3 protein-coding genes are annotated in these 1,869 nt (G+C 51.2%); 2 read left to right on the forward strand and 1 reads right to left on the reverse strand.

The window, feature by feature from the left end:
- On the forward strand, window positions 1-331 hold a 331-nt coding region (locus BHE85_RS14445), incomplete at its 5' end, for an integrase core domain-containing protein (protein ID WP_000321149.1).
- Window positions 332-476: 145 nt separating this feature from the next.
- On the opposite strand, the gene BHE85_RS14450 is transcribed toward BHE85_RS14445, so the two are convergent.
- On the reverse strand, window positions 477-1,487 hold the full coding sequence (locus tag BHE85_RS14450) for a zinc-dependent alcohol dehydrogenase (protein WP_039064335.1): 1,011 nt from the start codon (window positions 1,485-1,487) through the stop codon (window positions 477-479).
- A gap of 120 nt (window positions 1,488-1,607) precedes the next feature.
- Here BHE85_RS14450 and BHE85_RS14455 point away from each other — a divergent pair.
- The coding region (locus BHE85_RS14455; RefSeq protein ID WP_064195240.1) for an IS1-like element transposase at window positions 1,608-1,869 on the forward strand (262 nt) is incomplete at its 3' end.

Below are 1,869 nucleotides of genomic sequence, written 5' to 3' on the forward strand. Positions count from 1 at the left end.
AGTGGAGTGGCTGACGGATAATGGTTCATGCTACCGGGCTAATGAAACACGCCAGTTCGCCCGGATGTTGGGACTTGAACCGAAGAACACGGCGGTGCGGAGTCCGGAGAGTAACGGAATAGCAGAGAGCTTCGTGAAAACGATAAAGCGTGACTACATCAGTATCATGCCCAAACCAGACGGGTTAACGGCAGCAAAGAACCTTGCAGAGGCGTTCGAGCATTATAACGAATGGCATCCGCATAGTGCGCTGGGTTATCGCTCGCCACGGGAATATCTGCGGCAGCGGGCTTGTAATGGGTTAAGTGATAACAGATGTCTGGAAATATAGGGGCAAATCCAACAATATCAATTACGTCCTGTGGCCGACTAATTGAATAAGTTGCAGGACTGGTGATTTGACTCATCGCAGTGTCCTTTTTAATTGTTGTAGGGTGGCGCTGACGTGACGCAGCGCCAGACAGAGATTTAGAAAATCATTCCGGCGCAAATTGCAGCATGACCTTTATGGAGTCATTTTGCTGCGCGCGTTCAAATGCCGCCGCTGCATCCTCAATGGCAAATAAATCGGTAACCAGTTCACTGGTATCAAACCGCCCATCCGCCAGCCATTCGATAACAGCATCGAAATCTTCAGGGATGTACATGCCAGAGTTGAGCAAGTCACGCTCGAAACGTTGCATCATCGGTAATGGTATTTCACGCGGCCCACTTGGTACGCCCATGCACACGACGGTGCCTCCGGCATATACACGGGTACATGCATCGTTAAGCGTGGCCTGCGCTGCAACGACATCAATCGCCCCCGTAAATCGCACATCTGCGGCCAGCTCACCTGGTGCCCAAACTTCTGCTGCGCCCAGCTTTAACGCCAGCGCGCGTTTGGCAGCGTCAGGTTCAATCACGGTAATCTTACCTGCCCCCATAATGCGCAGTGCCTGCACGATGGATAAGCCTATCGTTCCGGCACCAATTACCAGTACGCTTTCCAGAGAAGCTTTCGGCATTCGGTTAACGCAGTGACGGGCACAAGCCGCCGGTTCGGCAAAGGCCAACACTTTTAGCGGTAAAGAGGCTGGTGCGACATGGCAATTACGCGCAGGAACAATGTGTTGTGAGCGAGCAAAGCCCGGTGCGCGAAAACTAGCAACCTGCGGTGGTTCACAAAGATTAAAACGTCCTGCTTTGCAGGCTCGGCATTCCATGCAAGCCATGATGGGATCGACCACAACATGATCGCCCGGCTGTACATTTTTAACGTCGCTGCCAACTTCCGTAACGCGCGCTGCAATTTCATGACCGGGGACGACAGGTGGTTTGGCAAACGGATGACCGCCTTTCAGAACATGCAGATCCGAACCGCATATCCCATACAACACAGGCGCAATCCGCACTTCGTGCGGTTTAAGTTCCTGGTGTGGTACTTCAACATATTGAGTGGTGACTTTCCCAATATCTGAAAATAAAACCTGGGTAATTTTATCCATTGTTATTCTCCAGAATCGATATCCATAGGGGATTAGCGTTGCGCGATACCTTCATCGACAATTTCGGTAATGCTGCCAACTTACTGATTTAGTGTATGATGGTGATTTTAAGGTGCTTGCGTGGCTTCCATTTCCATCAGATGTCCTTCCTGCTCCGCTACTGAAGGCGTGGTGCGTAACGGCAAAAGCACTGCCGGACATCAGCGCTATCTCTGCTCTCATTGCCGTAAAACATGGCAACTACAGTTCACTTACACCGCCTCTCAGCCCGGTACGCACCAGAAAATCATTGATATGGCCATGAATGGCGTCGGATGTCGCGCCAGTGCACGCATTATGGGCGTTGGCCTCAACACGGTTTTACGTCACTTAAAAAACTCAG

Origin of the sequence: Shigella sp. FC1567, from assembly GCF_001743015.1 — a bacterium.
Lineage (GTDB): Bacteria > Pseudomonadota > Gammaproteobacteria > Enterobacterales > Enterobacteriaceae > Escherichia > Escherichia coli.